This window comes from Nonomuraea sp. NPDC048826 (genome assembly GCF_043198225.1).
Taxonomy (GTDB): domain Bacteria; phylum Actinomycetota; class Actinomycetes; order Streptosporangiales; family Streptosporangiaceae; genus Nonomuraea.
Genome location: NZ_JBICUQ010000002.1, coordinates 266771 through 285655 on the forward strand (window position 1 = coordinate 266771; position 18885 = coordinate 285655).

Sequence of the window (18885 nt, forward strand, 5' to 3'; positions counted from 1 at the left end):
GTATTAAAATACACGAGTATGGGAACGATCGCCTTCTTCGCCCCCGCCGCCGCCGGTCACGTCAACCCCACCCTCGGCCTGGCCGCCGAGCTGGTGTCACGGGGCCACCGCGTCACCTACGCCACCACCCGGGAGTACGCGTCCCGGGTCGCCGAGACGGGCGCCGAGGTCGTCCCGTTCACCTCGTCCTGGGAAGCGCTCGAGGGCAGGCCGCCGCCGCAGATGCACGGCAAGGAGTTCGTCCGCGCCACCCGCATGCTGCTCGACGAGACCAAGGCCGTGCTCGACCAGCTCCGCGACGGCGAGCGCCCCGACCTGGTCGTGCACGACGGCCCGATGGCCTGGTGGGGCCGCGTCCTGGCGCACCGGTGGGACGTCCCGTCCGTGGAGACCTGGCCCAACCTGGTGGGGAACGAGCACTGGTCCCTGCACCTCAAGTACACGACCTTCAACCCGTTCAGCCCCGGCTTCCTGCTCCTGCTCGCGCGTCTGGCCGCCTTCCTGCGCAAGGAGGGCCTCGGCGGCGACGTCCAGGGGTTCATGCAAGGCTCGCGGGCGGCGCAACGGCTCGTCATGCTGCCGCGCGCCTTCCAGTACGCGGGAGAGACCTTCGGCCCCGGCTACCGCTTCGTCGGCCCCGGCCTGACCGCCCGCTCCTTCCAGGGTGACTGGCAGCCGCCGGACGACCTGCCCGTCGTCCTCGTCTCGCTCGGCACGGGGTACAACGATCGGCCGGATTTCTACCGTACGATCCTGAAATCGGCGGTCGACCGGCCGTGGCGCGTCGTGCTCGCGTCGGGGCAGGCGGACCCGGCCGCGCTGGGCCCGGTCCCGCCCAACGTCGAGGTGCACCGGCAGGTGCCGCAGCTCGCGGTGCTGCGGCACGCCCGGGTGTTCGTCACCCACGCGGGGATGGGCGGCACCATGGAGGGCCTGCACTTCGGCGTCCCCCTGGTGGCGGTGCCGCAGATGGCCGAGCAGCGCGCCAACGCCGACCGCATCGCCGAACTCGGTCTCGGCCGGGCCCTGCCGCCCGACGAGGTCACGGCCGAGACGCTGTGGCAGGCGATCGACGACGTGGCCTCGGACGACCGCGTACGCGACAGGCTCGCCTGGATGCGCGGCGAGATCGACGCGGCGGGCGGCGTCCAGGCGGCGGCCGACGAGGTCGAGAAGGTGCTGACCTCATGACCGCGCCCGGAGGATCACCGGCCACGGCCACGGCGCCGCCCGAGCTCCGTCCGCCCAGCCGCGCCGTCGACCGCCGCGCGGTCGGCTGGTGGCTGGCGCGGGCCCTGGTGACCGTGGTGCCGGCGGTGCTGTTCCTCGTGGTGCTGGCCCGGCTGATCCCGGCGGCGCGTCCGTGGCTGCTGCTGTCTGCGGGGATCGTGGGCTTACCGGGGGCGGTGTACGCGGCGGTGATGCCGCCGTGGCGGTTCCGGGTGCACCGCTGGGAGACCACCCGGGACGCGGTGTTCACCAGGGCCGGGTGGGTGCGCCAGCAGTGGCGGGTGGCGCCGATGTCGCGGATCCAGACGGTCGACACCATCCGGGGGCCGCTGCAGCAGCTGTTCGGGCTGTCCACGGTGGTGGTCACGACCGCGTCGGCGGCCGGGCCGCTGCGGATCGACGGCCTCGACCGGGAGCTGGCGCGGGACCTGGTGGCCGAACTGGCCGCGGGAGCGCAGGCGGAGGCGGGGGACGCGGCGTGCTGAGCGAGCAGCGGGTGACCTCGGACGGCTGGCGCCGGCTCGACGCCAGGACCCTCTGGGCGGCGACCCTGTGGTGCGCCGGGTTCGTGCTGGTCACGTTCGCGATCCTGTGGTGGCGGGACGCGTCCTGGTGGCTGTTCGCGGTGACGCCGGTGCCGGCCCTGCCGGCGATCGGGTACGAGGCGCTGCGCTGGTCGAAGACGCGCTACCGGCTGACCCCTGCGCATCTGGAGCTGCGGACCGGGGTCTTCCTGCGCAGGCACCGGTCCATCCCGAGGGAACGGGTGCGCACCGTCGACGTGCTGGCCGATCCGGTGCAGCGGATCCTGCGGCTGGCGACGTTCCGGGTGGGCACGGGACATCGGGTCAGGTCCGCCAAGGCGGCGGTGCTCTCGCTGAACGCCCTGTCGCGGGCGGACGCGGAGGCGCTGCGGGCCGCGCTGGTGCTGCGCGCGGAGCCCGAGGAGCAGCAGGCCATCGCGCGGATCGACTGGCGATGGCTGCGGTTCGGGCCGCTGACGTTCGCGACGCCGCTCCTGGGGCTCGGCGCGGTGGGTATCACGTACGAGATCCTGGACGCTCTCGGGTACGACCCGGACAACGTGGCGATCCCGCGGCTGATCACGTGGCTGGGCGGGGTGGACCTGCTCCCGGTGCTCGCGCTGACGGCGCTGGCGCTGCTGGTGGCGGGGATGATCGGGGCGCTCGTCCGGTACGCCGAGACCTGGTGGGACTTCCGGCTGGTACGGGAGCCGCACGGCGGGTTGCGGGCCACCCGCGGGCTGCTCGTCACCCGGTCGGCGACGCTGGAGGAGGAGCGGCTGCACGGCGTGGAGATCGCCGAGCCGCTGACGCTGCGATCCGGCGGTGGCGCGTACACCTTCGCGGTGGTGACCGGCGCGGGCGGCGCGGAAGAGGAGGCGAGCACGTTCAACACCAGCGCGCTGCTGCCGCCCGCGCCGATCGAGCAGGCGCACCGGGTGGCCGCCACGGTGCTGCGTGAGGAGGAGAGCCCGGCGCGCGCGGTCCGCCTCCTCCCGCACCCGCGGGCGGCGCTGGCCCGGCGGGTGCGCTGGGCGTTCGGCTGCGCCGGCGTGCTGGGCGCGGTCCAGGCCGCGGTGGGGGCGTGGCTGACGCCGGTGCTGACGCACCTCTGGTGGGTGACGGCGCTCGCGGCGTGCGCGGCCGGCCTGCTGTTCGCCCGCGACGGCTACCGCAACCTCGGCCACGGCATCACGGGCGGCTACCTGGTGACCCGCCACGGCAGCCTCAAGCGGCGGACGATCGCGCTGCGGCGCGGCGGCGTGATCGGCTGGACGATCACCCAGTGGGCCTGGCACCGGCGTTCCACGCTCTGCCGGGTCACCGCCACCACGCCGGGCGGGCGCGGCGCCTACCACGTCAAGGACGTGTCGATGGGCGAGGGTCTCCGGTTCGCCGACGAGGCGGTGCCCGGCTTGCTGGCGCCCTTCCTGGTACGGCGCGAGGGAGGGGTCAGCCGCGGGGCAGGGCCCGGAACGTCCGCTGGGCGTAGAAGACCGAGCCGCCGAGCAGGAGCAGGCCCGACAGGACCCCGCTGACGATCGGGACCCAGGCCACCGCCTGGGTCCACACCAGGGCCAGGCCCACGAGACCCAGGACGGTGAGGCCGGCGCCGGGGATCAGGATGCTGACCTCCCGCCACACCGGCCAGAGGGCGACGAAGTGGACGCCGACCACGAGGGCGACCCAGGCGACGCCCGCCTGCTCCGGCCAGCCGAGCGCGCTCAGCAGCCGGACCCCGCCGAACAGGGCCACCGCCTCCAGCGCCACGATCACCACGTATCTGCGGTTGAACATGCCGCCCCCGGTGCCGCCGCCGGTGCCGCCCTCGGTGCCGCCCTCGGTGCCGCCGGCCTCCGTGGCGCCGCCCCGGGTGCGGCGGCCGGTCAGGAACCAGAGCGCGATCACGCCCGCGAGAGCCAGCCCGGCGAGGACGCGGAGCGCCGTCCCGGCCGCCGGGGGAAGAGGCGCCCCGGCGTTGACCGCCACGAACACCATGCCGAACACGGCTCCGACCAAAACGCCAGTCAATCGATGCACAACGGGCGATCTTATCCATGTATGTGACTACTTGAGACTTTGAGACGTAGTTGAGCAATGATGAACCGTTCCGTTCCTGTGGTGCGACAGGTAGGGCGTGGAACGGATGGGAAGCCGATGAACGACTACGCACACTGGAGCGATCCACACCTGCTGGAAGCCGTCGCCGACGGCGACCGGCGGGCGTTCGAGACGCTCTACGGGCGGCATGCGCCCTGGCTGGTGTTGCGCCTGTCGCGCAGGTGCGCGGATCCGGGCGTGGTGGACGAGGCCGTGCAGGACACGTTCGTGGCCGTCTGGCGGACGGCGCGCACCTGGCGGGGCAAGGGGGAGGTGGCCGCGTGGATCTGGGGGATCGGCATCCGGCGCCTGCTCGACCAGCTCCGCGGCCGGCCGCGCGCCCTGGTCAGGGCCGGTGAGGAGATCGTGGTGTCCGCCGAGGAGCAGGTGCTGCTCGGCATCGAGTACGGCGAGCTGGGGACGGCGCTGAACCGGCTCTCTCCCGAGCTGCGCGCGGTGGTCCAGGCGACCGTGCTGGACGGGCTGACGACCCGGGAGGCGGGCCGGCTGCTCGGCATCCCGGCCGGAACGGTGAAGACCCGGATGATGCGGGCCAAGGCACAGCTGAGGGAGGTGCTGGCGTGAGCACGGCATGGCACATGGACGAGGACCTGGCCAGGGACTACGCGCAGGGGCGGACGGGGGCGACGCTCGCCGCGTCCGTCGAGGCGCACCTCCTGGCCTGCGCCGCCTGCCGGGGGAAGCTGGCGCCCGAGGTGCCGCGTGAACGGCTGGACCAGGTCTGGCACGAGATCACCGCGGCCATGGACGCGCCGCGGCCGACGCTCTTCGAACGGCTGGTGCGGGCGCTCGGCGTGCCGGAGCACACCGCGCGGCTGCTCGCCGTGACCACCTCGCTGCGGCTGCCGTGGCTCGCGGCCGGCGCGGTGGCGCTGCTGTTCGCCGCCATGGCCAGCGGGGAGACGAGCCGGTTCGGGATGCTCGCCTTCCTCGCGGTGGCCCCGGTCCTGCCGGTGGCCGGCGTGGTCCTGGCCTACGGGCGCGGCGCCGACCTCGGTCACGAGATCGCGCTCGCCGCACCGTACTCCGTCGTCAGGCTGACGCTGCTGCGCGCCGCCGCCGTGCTCGGGGTGAGCGCGGCGCTGGCGCTGGTCATCGGATTCGCCGTGCTGGGCGACCGGGGGCTGATGGCCGCCTGGCTGCTCCCCGCGCTCGCGCTGACCTCGCTCACGCTGGCGCTGTCCAGCTGGTTCGAGCCGCTGGTGAGCGGGGGCGCGGTCGCCGTGGCGTGGTTCGCCGGGATCGCCGGGGTGGCCGTGTACGAGGTGGAGCCGGCGCTGTTCAGCTCGGCCGGCCAGATCGCGTCGCTGGCCGTGGCCGCCGTGTCCGCCTTTCTGATCTTCGTACGTCGCAAGGAGTTCTCGTGAAAGACACCGTCGTCGTCGACGACGTGACCAAGTCCTTCGGGCGCAGCCGGGCCCTGGCCGGGCTGTCCTTCACCGCCAGGAAGGGCGTGACCGGCCTGCTCGGACCGAACGGGGCGGGCAAGACCACCCTCATGCGGCTGCTGGCCACCGTGCTCGCCGCCGACTCCGGCCGGGTACGGCTGCTCGGCTGGGACCCGGCCTACGACCGGCTGCAGATCCGGCGCAGGCTCGGCTACCTGCCGCAGGAGCCCGGGTTCCAGCGCGGGTTCACCGTGTTCGAGTTCGTCGACTACGTGGCGATACTCAAGGAGATGGTCGACCGCCGGGACCGGCACGACGAGGTGCGCCGGGTGATCGCGGAGACCGGGCTGTCCGACGTGAGCGGCAAGAAGATCCGGACGCTCTCCGGCGGCATGCGGCGCCGGGTCGGCCTCGCGCAGGCCCTGCTCGGCGACCCCGAGCTGGTGCTGCTCGACGAGCCCACGGCGGGGCTGGACCCGGAGCAGCGGCTGCGGTTCCGCGACCTGATCTCCCGGATCGGCGAGGACCGCACGGTGCTGCTGTCCACCCACCAGACGGAGGACGTGGCGGCGCTGTGCGAGCGGGCCGTGGTGCTGAAGGACGGCTCCTGCGTGTTCACCGGCACGCCCGTCGAGCTGCGCGCGGTGGCCCGCGACCAGGTGTGGCTGTCCGAGCGGCGGGCCGGGGTGCTGTCGTGGCGCACCGGCGAGGGGATGTTCCGCAACATCGGCTCGCCGCCCGCGGACGCGGAGCTCGTGCCGCCGACCACCGAGGACGGCTACCTGCTGCTGCTCAGCGGTGAACGCGCGGAGGCGGCGGCATGACGGTCGAGGTGATGTGGTCCTCGCCGGAACCGCCGCGGGTCCTGCCGGTGCTGGCGACCAAGGAGGCCTGGCGGATCGTCCGGCACCCGCTGGCGCTCGCGGGCCTCGCGCTGTGGATCCTGCGGGTCGCCGACGACGGCTGGGCGGGCCCTCGGCCCGCGTTCAGCGCGCTGACCTCGGAGATGACCATCTACTGGGGCATCCCGCTGTTCTTCGCCGCCCACCTGGTGGCGTCCTCGGCCGGACGGGCCGAGGAGATGCTCGCGGTGGCGCCCAGCGACCTCTCCAGGCGCACCGCCGCGCTCTGCCTCGCGGCGCTCGGCCCGTTCGCGGTGTCCTGCGCCGCCCTGGCGGCTCTCGCCGGGCTGTACGAGGTGACGGGGAACGAGCTGGAGCGCTGGCCCTACCTGTCGGAACTGGCCAGCGGGCCGGTGAACATGCTGGCGGGCTGCCTGCTCGGGGTCGCCGTGGCCCGGTGGCTGCGGTGGCCGGGCGCGCCGGTGCTCGTCATGGTGGGCCTGATGGCGGTCGACATGATGCTGCTGGACTCCCGTGACTGGTACATGTTCTCCATCTACCTGGAGTTCGCCCTCTGGGGTCCGCCGCCGTCCCTCGACGCGGTCGGGTTCATCCCCGGCCACAGCGGGCCGCACGCGCTCTACCTGCTGTCGCTCGGCGTCGGGGCCGGGGCGCTGGCGATGCTCAAGGACAGCTCGCGGCCCGGCGTCTGGCTGGCGGCCGGGCTGGCGGCCGTGGCGGGCGCGGCCGTCAGCGGCGTCGCGCAGCTGTGGTGATCCGGCGGCTGGGCGCCTTGACCCGGATGAGCGGCAAGCTGGTCCCGTGGCGGCCGGCGGCGGGTGCGCTGTTCTTCACCGGCGTGGTGCTGGGGTGGCCGCACGAGGAGCCGCTGACCCTGCAGAGCTGGCCGCCCTGCTCGGCGCGGGGCTCGCTGTCGCGGCGGCCCTGGCCAGGGGGCGCGGGACGAGAGAGCCGGGGATCGCGGCGGCGGCCGGTCCGACTGCTCGCCTGAATCAGCATAAATACGGACAAATAGTCCAGGGGGCAAATCGGTCGTAATCGGGATTTTTCTTGTCTTGCGTGGGCTGGCTGAATTTTCTTACATGGTAGTACTTTGCTGGTAGCTGGTAATAACTGCGGGTTCGGCGGATGGGTCACGGGTATTTCCGTACAAGTCGTACAGAGGCGAAGCGACAGCAACGTAATAGCCGCGCCTAAGACGTATACGGAAAGAAAAATGACACGAGGAAACACGCAAAAGGCACATCGCCGGAGCGGCCTGCTGTGGGTCGCCACAGCGACGATCGCTCTCGCGGCTCCCTTGGCTTCATGGGGACCCGCGTACGCCGGCCCGGCCGACTGGCCGAGCCCTGACAGCGCCGCATCGGACGAGCGTTCCAGCAGGTGGAACGCGGAGGACCCGGCGGAGTCGTGGGACTCCCGCGACTACGAAGGTTCCTGGGGCCGCGAGGGCGCCCGGAACTACGACTCCCGCAACCAGGCCAATTCCCGTAACCGGGAGAATGCCCGGAACCGCGAGAACCTTCGCGACACCCGGAATTCCCGCAACGACCAGGATTCCGGGAACAGCCGGGATTCCTGGAACAACGAGGATTCCTGGAACCGCGAGGGCGACCGGGAGGACCTCGATTCCTGGAGCAGCGGCAATTCCTGGGATCGTGAAGGTTCGTGGGACCGCGACGGCTCTTGGGACCGCGACGGCTCTTGGGACCGTGAGGGTTCCTGGGACCGCGAGGGTTCGTGGGACCGTGAGGGCTCCTGGAACGAGCAGGACTCCTGGAACCGCATGGGCTCCGCCGACCGCAGGCCGATGGCCGGGGTGAACCGCGAGAGCGTGGCCCCGGACCCGCAGGGCGAGCAGGCCCAGCGCCCGGTCGGCCAGGCTCAGCGCCCCGTCGAGCAGGCCCAGCGTCCTGTCGAGCAGGCCCAGCGTCCTGTCGAGCAGGCCCAGCGCCCCGTCGAGCAGGCCCAGCGCCCGGTCGAGCAGGCGCAGCAGCCCGCCGAGCAGATCGCGCGTCCGGCCGACCAGGCCGTGCGTCCGGCCGGCGAGGTCGACGCGCGCAAGGACGAGCGCCGCGACGACCGCAACCTGAACAACGCGCAGGCCACGAACAACTACGTGTCCATCTTCGTCCCGAGCTACGGCGCGTTCCTCGGCCAGGCGCAGGACGGGCCCACGGGCACGGACGCCATGACCGGCGACGACCAGGCCACCGCTCAGGGCCACCGCGGTCACACGCCGAACCAGCACTTCTTCCTGCCCACCAAGGCCGGCAACGTGCAGCAGTCCGCGTGCGCCGTCGCGGGTGGCCACGCCCTGCCGGGCAGCTGCCCGTCCTTCATCCACACCTCGCCGGGCAACGGCTGATCCGATCACGCCGCCGGGGACCGGGCGGGCGCCGCGTTCGACGCGGCGCCCGCCGACGGCGTTCCCGCCGCCGGTCACACCGTCGCCGGGACCTGCTCGCCGGCCCGTTCCCGGTCGCCCATCCTGATCAGCGAGACGCCGACCGTGCCGTACACGAACAGCAGGATCACCGGCCCCGCGAGGCCGGCCGTCGCGCTGCTCATCGCCCGCGGCCTGTCGAACGGCGAGATCGCCGCCACCCGGTCATCAGCGAGGCCACGGTGAGCACGCACATCAACCGCCTGCTCGCCGAGCTCGGCCTGCGCGACCGCGTCCAGGCCGTCCGGTACGCGTACGAGCACGGTCTGGTCAGGCCCGGCGAATCCTGACGAAAATGTCTGCCGGCTGTGTCGATCCGGTGCGGCGGTGTTCGACGCGTGGGTGACGAAGGAAAACGGAAGCCGAAAGGACGCCGCCATGCAGAAGATCACCACCTTCCTCTGGTTCGACCACCAGGCCGAGGAGGCCGCCGACTTCTACACCTCGATCTTCCCGGACTCGCGGGTGCTGGAGGCCCAGCCAGGGCCGGGCGGGAAGCCGATGATGGTCGTGTTCGAGCTGGCCGGGCAGCGCTACATGGCGCTGAACGGCGGGCCGGCGGACTTCTCGTTCACCGAGGCGGTCTCGCAGTTCGTGGAGTGCGAGTCGCAGGAGGAGGTCGACGAGCTCTGGGCCAGGCTCACCGACGGCGGCGAGGAGGGGCCGTGCGGGTGGCTGAAGGACCGCTACGGGCTGTCCTGGCAGATCATCCCCAGGGAGCTGCCCCAGCTCCTGAGCCACCCCGACCCCGAGGTCGCCGGGAAGGTCGCGCGGGCCATGCAAGGCATGAAGAAGATCGATGTGCAGGGGCTGCGTGACGCGGCCAAGTCGTGATCAGCCGCGGGCCGGCGGACGTGCCGCCGGCCCGGCCGGTCAGTCGACGGCCATCTCGCCCAGGAGCGACCAGTCGTCCTGCGGGACCGTGGTGTTGACGATCCGCGGCGTCCGCGCCAGATGCGGCGGCAGATCGCGCTGGGCCTGCCGGAAGTGGTCCGACTGGACGTGCGCGGCCCCCGCCTCGTCGTCCCTGAACGCCTCGACCAGCACGTACTCGTCCGGGTCGGCCAGGCTCCGCGACCAGTCGAACCACAGGCAGCCGGGCTCGGCGCGGGTGGCCCGGGTGAACGCGTCGGTGATCTCGGGCCACCGGTCGGCCGACTCCGGCCGGACCTGGAACTTCGCGGTGATGAAGATCATTTGCACTCTCTCGTCGTGGTGCGGGTCGTGCCGATCGTACGGCGGAGCCCCGCGCGGACCGGGTCCGCGGTGGCCGGTCAGCCGGGGCTGCGAGTGGCGTGTTCCGGGGGCGGGGTGGGCTTCGGGGTGGGGCCGGACTGGGTGGGCGACGGGCTCGACGTGGGCGACGGCGTGCCGGAGGGGGAGGCGGGCAGGGTGGCGTACGCTCCCTGCTTCGGCAGCACCGGCACCGTCAGCCGCAGCTCGCCCGCCTCGCGGAAGGTGAACGTCATCGGCACCTGGCTGCCGCGGACTCCGCTGACCATGCCGATGGGCTGGTCGGGCCGGCTGCCGGCCTCGTTCGGGCGCAGCTCGACCGGCCCGGCCAGCTGGACGGTCCCGCCGCCCTCCACGGTGACCCGCTCCAGCTGGTCGGCATCGGTGCGCTCGTTGATCAGCACCGCGTACAGAGGCTGCCCACCGGACGAGCCGGTGGGCGAACCGGTGGGTGAGCTGGTGGGCGATCCGGTGGGTGCGGGGCCGAGCAGGAAGGCGTTGAGTACGTGCACTCCCTGCACGTCGCCGTTCGCCCCGTCGTTCTGGGGGCGGTGCAGCCGGTTGGGATCATTGGCGGCGGGCGAGGCGGAGCAGCCGGTCATCGCCAGGGTCAGGGCCGCGGCACCGGCGAGCAGCCGCGTGGACATGCCAGTGGACATGCCAGGGCGCTACCCCGGCGGGAGCCGGTGAACCTGCCCCCGGCGGGTTCCTGACGGAAAACGGGATCACGCCAGAGGCGCGGCGTACCGGAGCAACGCCAGCTCTCCCTGACCGAGCCGGCGGACCTCCAGCAGGCGCAGCGGCACCCGCCCGGTCGTGGCGGACACCGGCGTGCCCGCGCCCAGGAACGCCGAGCCGACCATCAGGTGCAGTTCGTCGACCAGGCCGGCGGCGAGCAGGGCGGTCCACAGGGTGCGGCTGCCGAAGACCAGGATGTCCCCGCCCGGGCCCGCCTTGAGCGCGGCGACCTCCTCCAGGGCCGCCGGCCGCTTGACGACCCGCGTGTTGTGGTGCCACGGCGCCGTCTGTTCCGGCGTGAGGCTGTCGGACACGACGACCTTCTCGACCGCCCCGTTGAGCCGGGAGATCTCCCGCAGCACCGGCCGGACGGCGGGGTCGTCCGCGACCTGGGGCCAGTAGTCCTTGAGCATCTCGTACGTGACGCGGCCGAGCAGCAGCGTGCCGGCGGCGCGCAGGCGCTCGGCGTTGTAGTCGTCGAAGGCGTCGTCGAACGGCAACGCCAGCACGTCACGGCCGGGGCCCTCGACGTAGCCGTCGAGCGAGACGAGATTGGCGACGATGAGCTTGCGCATCAGTTTCTCCTGTATCGGCGGTTCATGCCGGACAGGAGGACAGAGACGCGGCGGGCCGCGCATTCATCGCTCCGGCGGTGACCAATCTTCCGGAACGCCGAACAGAGCCAGGACCGCCGGGTCGAGGAACCCGGTCATCTCGGCGATCTTCCCGTCGCGCAGCATGAGAACGTCGAGCGCGCTCAGCCGGAACCGCCCGTCCCGCTCCTGGTAGCAGGCGAAGGCGAGCTGCCCGTTGGCCGTCACCGGCAGCAGCCGCCACGCGGTGGCGAACACCCGTTCCGACAGGAAGCGCGCCACGTCGTCCCGGCCGTCGAACCACGCGGGCAGCGGCGGCATGGTGAACCGGACGTCGTCGGCGAGCAGCGCCAGGATGGCGTCCACGTCGGCCCGTTCCCACGCGGTGACGAACGCGGCCACCAACTCGCCCCGCCCGGCCGCGCCCAGCGCGGCCAGCTCGTCGGCCTGGCTCACCGGCGGCACCCTCTCGGCCACCGCCTTCCTGGCCCGCTGCAGGGCACTGTTGACGGCGGCGGGCGTGCTGCCGAGGATCCCGGCCACCTCCGCGGCCGGATACTCCAGCACCTCGCGCAGGATCAGCACCGCCCGCTGGAACGCCGGCAGGTGCTGCAGCGCCGCCACGAACGCCAGCTCGACGCCCTCCCGCCGCAGGTAGCGCTCCGCCGGGTCCGCGCCGCTCTCGGGCAGCTCGCCGGGCAGCGCCTCCAGCCAGACGGGCCCGGTCACCGGCTCTCCCAGGTCGGCCGTGTCCCGGCGGGGCGGTCCGTGATCGGGGGAGAGCACCCGGCGGGGGCGCCTGGCGCTCATGCGCAGGCAGACGTGTGTCGCGATCCGGTACAGCCAGGTGCGCAGTGAGCTGCGCCCTTCGAACCCGCCCAGCGACCGCCACGCGGCCAGCAGCGACTCCTGCAGCGCGTCCTCGGCGTCGTGCGGCGAGCCCAGCATCCGGTAGCAGTGCGCGGTCAGCTCTCGCCGATAGGCAGCCGCGAGCCGCTCGAACGCCTCGGCGTCACCGGCCCTGGCCCTGCCCAGCAGCTCGGACTCGGGCGGAGCGTCGGAGGTCTCCACGCGGCGAGCCTAGCCGGATCGGCCGCCACGGGGTTTCCTGCCGGTCCCGGGCGGGCACGCGTTGTCTACGCTCTAGGGCCGGACGAGGTTGAGGGGGTCTCCGCGATGGGCGAACTGGCGGCTGTGGCCGGGCTGTTGTACGAGTTCGGGCTGCTCAAGCGCTACAAGCGCACCGGCTGGCTGGTGGCCGGGGTACGCGATCCTGAGAGCATCGCCGACCACTCCTTCCGCACCGCCGTCATCGCCGGCATGATCGCCAAGCTGGAAGGCGGCAACCCGGAGCGGGCCGCGTTCATGAGCCTCTTCCACGACACGCAGGAAACCCGCATCACCGACATCCCGTACATCGGCAAGCGCTACCTCAAGGCCGCCTCCAACGAGGAGGTCACCGCCGACCAGACGCGCGGCCTGCCCGGGGAGGTGGCCGGGATGGTGGGCGACGCGGTCCGCGAGTACGAGGAGAAGGCCAGCCTGGAGGCGGTGTGCGCACGCGACGCCGACAAGCTGGAGTGCCTGATCCAGGCGGTGGAGTACCGCGAGCAGGGCAATCAGAACGTGCAACCGTGGATCGACAGCTCGCTGGCCGCGCTGACGACGGCCACCGGCAAGCGCCTGGCGGACGAGCTGCTGCGCACCGGCACTCTGGAGTGGATCATGCCGGTGCTCAACGGCGACTGATCCCGGCACGCGAAAGGCCCCGGTCCTTGCTCAAGACCGGGGCCTTCGTCGCGCGCTTTACCTCCCAGGATCTCCATGACATTTCATATCACGAAATTTCGACCCATGAGTCAGATGCGGGGAAGCTTGGTGAAATGTCCGGAATTAAATCAGTTGAGGGCCCGTACCTCGCTCTGCTGAGCTGGTTCACGGCCGTGCCCGGTAACGCGAGGAGTTGAAATGCGAGCGACTTTCATGTCCACCCAGCTGAAGAAACCCTTCTACGCACAGGACATGACGCTCCGTGAAAACTCTCAACCTGGGCATCCTCGCGCATGTCGACGCCGGTAAGACGAGCCTGACCGAGCGGCTGCTGCACGCCGCCGGAGTCATCGACGAGCTCGGCAGCGTCGACGAGGGCAGCACCCGCACCGACACCCTCGCGCTCGAACGCCGCCGCGGCATCACCATCAGGTCCGCCGTCGTCTCCTTCCCCATCGGCGACGTGACCGTCAACCTGATCGACACGCCCGGCCACCCCGACTTCATCGCCGAGGTCGAACGCGTGCTGGACGTGCTGGACGGCGCCGTGCTCGTGGTCTCCGCCGTCGAGGGCGTGCAGGCCCAGACCCGCGTGCTCATGCGCACGCTGCGCAGGCTCGGCATCCCCACCCTGATCTTCGTCAACAAGGTCGACCGGCGCGGCGCCGCCTACGACGGCGTGCTCGACGCCATCAGGGCCCGGCTGGCCCCGTCGAGCGTCGCCATGTCGGCCGTCACCGGTCTCGGCACCCGCGCCGCCGCCGTCACCCCGTCCCCCGACCCGCGCCTGACCGAACTCCTCGCCGACCACGACGAGACCCTGCTCGCCGCGTACGTGGAGAACCGGCCCATCACGGCCGGCCGGCTGCGCCGCGCGCTCACCGGCCAGGCGCGCGGCGGCATGGTGCACCCGGTGTACTTCGGCTCGGCCATCACCGGGGCGGGGGTGCCGGCGCTCATGTCGGGCATCCGCGACCTGCTGCCCGCCGCCGAACGCGACGCGAGCGGGCCGCCGTCCGGGACCGTGTTCAAGGTGGAACGCGGGCCCGCGGGGGAGCGGCTCGCCTACGTCCGCATGTTCTCCGGCACGCTCCGGGTCCGCGACACCGTCCCCGGCCACGGCAAGGTGACCGCGATCGGGGTGTTCGACCGGGGGACGGCCGTGCGGGCGGACGCGGTGCGCGCGGGCCGGATCGGCCTGCTGTCAGGACTCGCCGCCGTCCGCGTCGGCGACCACCTCGGCGCCGAAGAGGAACACGGCGCCCGCGACGACGCCCACGACCCGGTTGGTGACCGCGTCCGGGGTGACGCACGCGGTGGGCGGGGGCGCGGCCGGGGGCGGCGGCACTTTGCGCCGCCGTCGCTGGAGACCGTCGTCGTGCCCGCGCGGCCCGCCGACCGGGGCGCGCTGCACGCCGCGCTCACCCAGCTCGCCGAGCAGGACCCGCTGATCGGCCTGCGGCAGGACGACGTCCGGCAGGAGACGTACGTCTCGCTGTACGGGGAGGTGCAGAAGGAGGTCATCCAGCAGACGCTGGCCGAGGAGTACGGGCTGGAGGCGGCGTTCGAGGAGACCACCACGATCTGCGTCGAACGCCCGGTGGGCGCCGGCGCGGCGGCCGAGTTCATCGCCCAGGGCGGCAACCCGTTCCTCGGCACCGTCGGGCTGCGCGTCGAGCCCGGCAAGGCCGGGTCGGGGGTGGCGTTCCGGCTGGAGGTCGAGCTGGGGTCGATGCCGTACACGTTCATGCGCGCCGTCGAGGAGACGGCGCGGCAGACGCTGCGGCAGGGCCTGCACGGCTGGGAGGTGATCGACTGCGTGGTCACCCTCACCCACACCGGCTACTGGGCCCGGCAGAGCCACTCCCACGGCGGGTTCGACAAGAGCATGTCCAGCACCGCGGGCGATTTCCGCAACCTGACGCCGCTGGTGCTGATGGACGCGCTCAAACGGGCCGGCACCCGCGTGCACGAGCCGCTGCACCGCTTCCACCTGGAGATCCCGGCCGATCTGCTCGGCGGCGTGCTGCCGGTGCTGTCGCGGCTGCGCGCCGTCCCGTCCGGTTCGGAGCCGCACGGCGACGCGTACCGGATCGAGGGGACGGTGCCGGCGGCGCGGGTGCACGAGCTGGAGCAGGCGCTCCCGGCGCTGACCCGCGGCGAGGGCATCCTGGAGACCGCCTTCGACCGCTACCGGCAGGTGTCGGGGCCGCCGCCGGCCCGCCGCCACATCGGCCACGACCCGCGCAACCGGAAGGAGTATCTGCTGCACGTGGTGCGCCTGGTCTAGGCGCCGGACCGGTCGGGGCCGCCGAGAGGCCGCCACGGCAGCCCCTCGACGGCCCTCGACGGCCCTCGACGGCCCTCGCCTGACCGAGCGCTCCGGCGAGGGCGGCCGGGCCGGAGACCGGGGCTGTCGCGCATGTCCTACCCTGTGTGCGTGATTCGCTCTGCCACCCCTGCCGACGTGCCCGCCATCCGCCAGATGATCCGCGAACTCGCCGAGTACGAGAAGTCGCTCGACCAGGCCCGGGCCACCGAGGAGCAGCTCCACCGGGCGCTGTTCGGCCCCGAGCCCAAGGTGTTCGCCCACGTGGCCGAGGACGACGGCGGCGAGGTGGTCGGCTTCGCGCTGTGGTTCCTCAGCTTCTCCACCTGGACCGGCACGCACGGCCTCTACCTGGAGGACCTGTACGTGCGCCCGCGGCGCCGCGGCGGCGGCCACGGCAAGGCGCTGATGGCGGAGCTGGCCCGCATCTGCCTGGAGCGGGGGTACGAGCGCTTCGAATGGTCGGTGCTCGATTGGAACGAGCCATCGATCAACTTCTACAAATCGATCGGCGCGGTGCCCTGCGACGAGTGGGTGCGCTACCGCCTCAGCGGCGGCGCCCTGGCCGCGTTCGGCCGCGCGCGCGGCTAGCCGGCCAGCCCCCGGGCTCAGCGTTTGACGTGGGCCAGCGGGCTCTCGTGGCGGGGCTCGTACAGGCCCACCTCGGCGCCGCCGGGCAGGGTGAAGGCGGTGGCCAGGCCGTAGCCCGCGTCGACGACCGGCTCGGTCGTCACGCCCTTGGCCGCCAGCTCCGCCACCGTGGCCTCGACGTCGTCGCACATGAGGTGGATCCGCACCGAGCTCACCCCGTCGGCCGGATGGACGCCCAGCTCGGACGGCGGCGTCTCGAAGATCAGCCAGCCTTCGCCCGACGAGGGGTCCTCCACCGACGGCCAGCCCAGCACGTCGCGCAGGAAGGCCCGGTCGGCCGCCGGGTCGTTGCTGTAGAGCAGCAGGTGCACGCCTTGGATCATGCGCCCACTGTGTCACGCGTCACCGACAGTTCCACGCCGCACGACCGCCGGCCGTGTCATGGAGAGGCCCGCAGCCCTCGAAGGACCGCGGGCCTGCCCGGTAGTCACATGCCGGTGCCGGCGTGCACCCGTTCGGTGGTGTGGCGGCCGGTCTGGCCGTAGAGCTCGCCCGCCTCCTCGCCGATCTCACGGTGCGTCTCCTCGATGCGGAGCGCGACCCCGATGGCGAAAAACGTGGGCGCCCACTCGCCGACGAAGATCCCCCATCGGTCGGCGCGGTCGAGGCCCGCGGTCTCATGGTTCTTGGACGCCATCCAGCTGGCGAAGGCCAGCCCGATGGAGCCGAGCCCCGCCAGGTACATGTGATTGGACTTGATGCCCATCTTGTGGAGCATTTTGATCATGATGTCCCCCCTTGATGTGAATGCTGTTCCCCTGACCCGCGCCGGGTAACCTCGGCCCTCGCGGAGAGGGTTCGCAGAGCTTCCAGCAGCTCAGGGGGGTCGTCGACGGTGAAGTCGGCCTCCAGCGCCAGGATGTGCAGGGCCAGCCGCATGGGGGTGTCGCCGCCCGCGTGCACCACGCACGTGTGCTCGTCGACGCTCTCGACGAGCACCGACTCCGGCAGGTGCGAGGCGATGGCCGAGGCGGGCGCGTGCACGGTGACGCGTGCTCGATACCGCATCAGCGCCGTGTCGACGCCCTTGGGCACGACGGACGCGGGCGGCTCCCGCCGGGGGGTGAACCGCGGCCCGCCGGGCGTCCGCACCTCGATCCGGTCGACCCGGAACGTCCGCCAGTCGTCCCGGTCCACGTCCCAGCCGATCAGGTACCACCGCCGCCCGGTGTGCACCATCCGGTACGGTTCCACGTCGCGCTCCCGTACGGACCCGTCATGCGTCCGGTAGCCGAACCGCAGCCGGTGCCGGTCGCGGCAGGCGGCGGCCACGGTGGTCAGCGTCTCGGCGGAGACGGACGGCCCGCCCCGCGCGAGTGAGACGGTGGCGCCGTGCAGCGCCTGGACCCGGCGGCGCAGCCGGTCGGGCAGCACCTGCTCCAGCTTGGCCAGGGCACGCAGGGACGTCTCCTCGATGCCCTCCACCGTCCCGGCCGTGCGCAGCCCGATCGCGACCGCCACCGCCTCCTCGTCGTCCAGCAGCAGCGGCGGCAGCTTGGCCCCGGCACCGAGCCGGTAACCCCCGGCGACCCCGGGCGCGGCGTGCACCGGATAGCCGAGGTTGCGCAGCTTGTCGATGTCGTAGCGGATGGTCCGGGGGCTGACCTGGAGGCGCCCGGCCAGCTCGGCGCCGGTCCAGTCGGGCCGGGTCTGCAGGAGGGCCAGCAGACGGAGCAGCCGTGCGGAAGTTTCCAGCATGAGTTTGATTCTTCCGACTATCGCGGCAAAAAGCTTGCCACATGCCTTGAAATGGTTGCTCCATGGACATCAGGGAATTCCACCTCGACATCCCCCAGGCCGACCTCGACGACCTGCGCGAGCGGCTGAGCCGGACGCGTTACCCCGCTCAGACCCCCGGCGCCGGCCCGGAGCGCGGCCTCACCGTGGCGGAGCTCCGCGAGCTGGCCGAGTACTGGGCCACCGGCTACGACTGGCGGGCGCAGGAGGCCCGGCTCAACGCCTACCCGCAGTACGTCGCCGAGATCGACGGCCAGGACATCCACTTCCTGCACGTCCGCTCGCCCGAGCCGGACGCCACCCCGCTGATCCTCACCCACGGCTGGCCCGGCTCGGTCGTCGAGTTCCTCGACGTGATCGGCCCGCTGACCGACCCGCGGGCGCACGGCGGCGACCCGGCCGACGCCTTCCACCTGGTCATCCCGTCCCTCCCCGGGTACGGGTTCTCCGCGCCGCTGGCCGACACCGGGTGGACGCTGAACCGGATCGCCCGCGCCTGGGCCGCGCTGATGGCCGGCCTCGGGTACGAGCGGTACGGGGCGCAGGGCGGCGACTGGGGGTCCGGGATCTCCCGCGAGCTGGGGCTGATCGACGCCGAGCACGTGATCGGCGTGCACGTGAACTACCTGATGACCTTCCCCTCGGGCGACCTGGGCGAGGTGAGCGAGTCCGACAAGGCGCGGCTCGCCAAGCTGGAGGAGTTCACCGGCGACCTGGGCGGCTACATGGCGATCCAGTCGAGCCGGCCGCACACGCTCGGGTTCGGGCTGGCCGACTCGCCGGCGGGGCAGCTCGCCTGGATCGCGGAGAAGTTCCGCGACTGGACCGACCGTCCGGTGGACCGCGACCTGCTGCTCACCAACGTCACCCTCTACTGGCTGACGAACACGGCCGATTCGGCGTCGCAGATCTACTGGGAGTTCGCGCACGCCTGGTCCATGCCGCAGCCGTCGCCCACCCCGCTCGGCGTCGCGGTGTTCCCGCACGACATCGTGCTGCCGATCAGAAGGCTGGCCGAGCAGATGGACAAGGTGGTTCACTGGACCGAGTTCGAGACCGGCGGCCACTTCGCCGCCCTGGAGGAGCCCGAGCTTCTGGTCGGCGACATCCGGGCCTTCTTCAAGGAGATTCGTTAACAGCGTGTTTCCGCTGTGACGCATATGTATTGCCTGTTGCCCGGGTGAGTTACCCGTAACGAACGCACAGCGCCGATTCGCCCTTGTGCGTAACCGCGGATTCCTACGTTCGAGTCAGCTCAGAAC

The 18885-nt window shown here is 72.3% G+C and carries 23 protein-coding genes; 14 read left to right on the forward strand and 9 right to left on the reverse strand.

The features are described 5' to 3' along the window. Window positions 1-18 precede the first annotated feature (18 nt). Genes ACGFI7_RS06965 through ACGFI7_RS06975 form a run of 3 tightly spaced genes read left to right on the forward strand, consistent with a single transcriptional unit; the run spans window position 19 to window position 3292 of the window. Window positions 19-1191, forward strand: a complete 1173-nt coding sequence (locus ACGFI7_RS06965; RefSeq protein WP_393400179.1) for a macrolide family glycosyltransferase — start codon at window positions 19-21, stop codon at window positions 1189-1191. Further along, window positions 1188-1715, forward strand: coding sequence for a PH domain-containing protein (locus tag ACGFI7_RS06970; protein ID WP_393400182.1), 528 nt, complete (start codon window positions 1188-1190; stop codon window positions 1713-1715). The genes ACGFI7_RS06965 and ACGFI7_RS06970 overlap by 4 nt, the downstream gene beginning before the upstream one ends. Beyond that, window positions 1709-3292, forward strand: coding sequence for a PH domain-containing protein (locus tag ACGFI7_RS06975; protein ID WP_393400184.1), 1584 nt, complete (start codon window positions 1709-1711; stop codon window positions 3290-3292). Before ACGFI7_RS06970 ends, ACGFI7_RS06975 begins: the two co-directional genes overlap by 7 nt. On the opposite strand, the gene ACGFI7_RS06980 is transcribed toward ACGFI7_RS06975, so the two are convergent. Beyond that, complete coding sequence (locus tag ACGFI7_RS06980; RefSeq protein ID WP_393400186.1) at window positions 3207-3773, reverse strand: hypothetical protein; 567 nt, start codon at window positions 3771-3773, stop codon at window positions 3207-3209. The two genes, ACGFI7_RS06975 and ACGFI7_RS06980, sit on opposite strands and share 86 nt — an antisense overlap. 138 nt (window positions 3774-3911) lie before the next feature. On the opposite strand from ACGFI7_RS06980, the gene ACGFI7_RS06985 reads away from it, so the two are divergent. From ACGFI7_RS06985 to ACGFI7_RS07010, 6 genes are all read left to right on the forward strand, one after another. After that, a complete protein-coding gene (locus ACGFI7_RS06985; RefSeq protein WP_393400188.1) occupies window positions 3912-4439 on the forward strand; it encodes an RNA polymerase sigma factor in 528 nt (175 codons plus the stop codon). Then, window positions 4436-5242: a zf-HC2 domain-containing protein gene (locus ACGFI7_RS06990; RefSeq protein WP_393400190.1), complete on the forward strand. Its 807-nt coding sequence runs from the start codon at window positions 4436-4438 to the stop codon at window positions 5240-5242. The genes ACGFI7_RS06985 and ACGFI7_RS06990 overlap by 4 nt, the downstream gene beginning before the upstream one ends. Then, window positions 5239-6087 (forward strand): ABC transporter ATP-binding protein, encoded by an 849-nt coding sequence (locus ACGFI7_RS06995; RefSeq protein WP_393400192.1) that lies wholly within the window; start codon window positions 5239-5241, stop codon window positions 6085-6087. The genes ACGFI7_RS06990 and ACGFI7_RS06995 overlap by 4 nt, the downstream gene beginning before the upstream one ends. Beyond that, complete coding sequence (locus tag ACGFI7_RS07000) at window positions 6084-6881, forward strand: hypothetical protein (RefSeq protein WP_393400194.1); 798 nt, start codon at window positions 6084-6086, stop codon at window positions 6879-6881. Before ACGFI7_RS06995 ends, ACGFI7_RS07000 begins: the two co-directional genes overlap by 4 nt. A gap of 26 nt (window positions 6882-6907) precedes the next feature. Further along, window positions 6908-7117 (forward strand): hypothetical protein, encoded by a 210-nt coding sequence (locus ACGFI7_RS07005; RefSeq protein ID WP_393400196.1) that lies wholly within the window; start codon window positions 6908-6910, stop codon window positions 7115-7117. Window positions 7118-7426: 309 nt separating this feature from the next. Next, window positions 7427-8494: a hypothetical protein gene (locus tag ACGFI7_RS07010; protein ID WP_393400199.1), complete on the forward strand. Its 1068-nt coding sequence runs from the start codon at window positions 7427-7429 to the stop codon at window positions 8492-8494. A gap of 74 nt (window positions 8495-8568) precedes the next feature. Here the strand turns inward: ACGFI7_RS07010 and ACGFI7_RS07015 are convergent, their stop codons facing one another. After that, complete coding sequence (locus ACGFI7_RS07015; RefSeq protein ID WP_393400201.1) at window positions 8569-8733, reverse strand: hypothetical protein; 165 nt, start codon at window positions 8731-8733, stop codon at window positions 8569-8571. 217 nt (window positions 8734-8950) lie between these two features. Here ACGFI7_RS07015 and ACGFI7_RS07020 point away from each other — a divergent pair, with 217 nt between their 5' ends. Further along, on the forward strand, window positions 8951-9406 hold the full coding sequence (locus ACGFI7_RS07020; RefSeq protein WP_393400203.1) for a VOC family protein: 456 nt from the start codon (window positions 8951-8953) through the stop codon (window positions 9404-9406). A 39-nt stretch (window positions 9407-9445) separates the two neighbouring features. On the opposite strand, the gene ACGFI7_RS07025 is transcribed toward ACGFI7_RS07020, so the two are convergent. The 4 genes from ACGFI7_RS07025 to ACGFI7_RS07040 all read right to left on the reverse strand — a co-directional run bounded on the left by ACGFI7_RS07025 (window position 9446) and on the right by ACGFI7_RS07040 (window position 12207). Beyond that, window positions 9446-9769: a putative quinol monooxygenase gene (locus ACGFI7_RS07025; RefSeq protein ID WP_393400205.1), complete on the reverse strand. Its 324-nt coding sequence runs from the start codon at window positions 9767-9769 to the stop codon at window positions 9446-9448. Between the two features lie 77 nt (window positions 9770-9846). Continuing rightward, window positions 9847-10464, reverse strand: a complete 618-nt coding sequence (locus ACGFI7_RS07030) for a hypothetical protein (protein ID WP_393400208.1) — start codon at window positions 10462-10464, stop codon at window positions 9847-9849. Window positions 10465-10530: 66 nt separating this feature from the next. Continuing rightward, the gene (locus ACGFI7_RS07035; RefSeq protein WP_393400210.1) at window positions 10531-11118 is read right to left on the reverse strand and encodes a dihydrofolate reductase family protein; all 588 of its coding nucleotides are present in this window, start codon (window positions 11116-11118) and stop codon (window positions 10531-10533) included. A 63-nt stretch (window positions 11119-11181) separates the two neighbouring features. Further along, a complete protein-coding gene (locus ACGFI7_RS07040) occupies window positions 11182-12207 on the reverse strand; it encodes a sigma-70 family RNA polymerase sigma factor (RefSeq protein ID WP_393400213.1) in 1026 nt (341 codons plus the stop codon). A gap of 105 nt (window positions 12208-12312) precedes the next feature. On the opposite strand from ACGFI7_RS07040, the gene ACGFI7_RS07045 reads away from it, so the two are divergent. The 3 genes from ACGFI7_RS07045 to ACGFI7_RS07055 all read left to right on the forward strand — a co-directional run bounded on the left by ACGFI7_RS07045 (window position 12313) and on the right by ACGFI7_RS07055 (window position 15826). Continuing rightward, window positions 12313-12885: an HD family hydrolase gene (locus tag ACGFI7_RS07045; RefSeq protein WP_393400214.1), complete on the forward strand. Its 573-nt coding sequence runs from the start codon at window positions 12313-12315 to the stop codon at window positions 12883-12885. A gap of 283 nt (window positions 12886-13168) precedes the next feature. Then, complete coding sequence (locus tag ACGFI7_RS07050) at window positions 13169-15196, forward strand: GTP-binding protein (protein WP_393400216.1); 2028 nt, start codon at window positions 13169-13171, stop codon at window positions 15194-15196. Window positions 15197-15346: 150 nt separating this feature from the next. After that, complete coding sequence (locus ACGFI7_RS07055) at window positions 15347-15826, forward strand: GNAT family N-acetyltransferase (protein WP_393400219.1); 480 nt, start codon at window positions 15347-15349, stop codon at window positions 15824-15826. A 17-nt stretch (window positions 15827-15843) separates the two neighbouring features. On the opposite strand, the gene ACGFI7_RS07060 is transcribed toward ACGFI7_RS07055, so the two are convergent. The 3 genes from ACGFI7_RS07060 to ACGFI7_RS07070 all read right to left on the reverse strand — a co-directional run bounded on the left by ACGFI7_RS07060 (window position 15844) and on the right by ACGFI7_RS07070 (window position 17584). Further along, window positions 15844-16209 carry a VOC family protein gene (locus tag ACGFI7_RS07060; protein ID WP_393400221.1) on the reverse strand — a complete coding sequence of 122 codons (366 nt, stop codon included), beginning with the start codon at window positions 16207-16209 and terminating at the stop codon, window positions 15844-15846. Between the two features lie 104 nt (window positions 16210-16313). Continuing rightward, window positions 16314-16613 (reverse strand): hypothetical protein, encoded by a 300-nt coding sequence (locus ACGFI7_RS07065; RefSeq protein WP_393400223.1) that lies wholly within the window; start codon window positions 16611-16613, stop codon window positions 16314-16316. Further along, window positions 16610-17584 (reverse strand): helix-turn-helix transcriptional regulator, encoded by a 975-nt coding sequence (locus tag ACGFI7_RS07070; RefSeq protein WP_393400225.1) that lies wholly within the window; start codon window positions 17582-17584, stop codon window positions 16610-16612. Before ACGFI7_RS07070 ends, ACGFI7_RS07065 begins: the two co-directional genes overlap by 4 nt. A gap of 62 nt (window positions 17585-17646) precedes the next feature. On the opposite strand from ACGFI7_RS07070, the gene ACGFI7_RS07075 reads away from it, so the two are divergent. Then, a complete protein-coding gene (locus ACGFI7_RS07075) occupies window positions 17647-18759 on the forward strand; it encodes an epoxide hydrolase family protein (protein WP_393400228.1) in 1113 nt (370 codons plus the stop codon). Window positions 18760-18885: the final 126 nt, after the last annotated feature.